The sequence below is a fragment of the Paenibacillus sp. VTT E-133291 genome (genome assembly GCF_002264395.1).
Taxonomy (GTDB): domain Bacteria; phylum Bacillota; class Bacilli; order Paenibacillales; family Paenibacillaceae; genus Paenibacillus_AQ; species Paenibacillus_AQ nitricinens.
Genome location: NZ_NFVA01000264.1, coordinates 1 through 314, shown reverse-complemented (window position 1 = coordinate 314; position 314 = coordinate 1). Strand labels below are relative to the sequence as shown.

The 314-nt window shown below is 53.2% G+C and carries 1 protein-coding gene; it reads right to left on the bottom strand.

What is annotated here, in order from left to right; translation table 11 throughout:
* On the bottom strand, positions 1–257 hold a 257-nt coding region (locus CA598_RS31855; RefSeq protein WP_373455865.1), incomplete at its 3' end, for a hypothetical protein.
* Positions 258–314 lie beyond the last annotated feature (57 nt).

The window sequence follows — 314 nt, the reverse complement described above, 5'->3', positions numbered from 1 at the left end:
ACTCCTACGCCAGTCGCCCACGCTTTCGCCGCCGTCCCACTAAATCCCCGCGTTACTCCCGTCAGGTCATTACCGCTTTTGCCTTCGTACCGCACCGTTTCCGCGCTCTCATCTACGCCAATCGTCGCAATATTCGGAGCGTCCGGTAATTTCGACGCATCCAATACGGAGACAGTCGTTGCTACGTCCGTGATTGCTGCGGTCAATTCCGTTGCCGGACTATTCGCTTTTGCTGCGAACATTTCTACCTGCGCCATCTATAAAATCCCCCTCTCCGTTATTATTGCGTGAATTTAACCGACGTACTTGATACC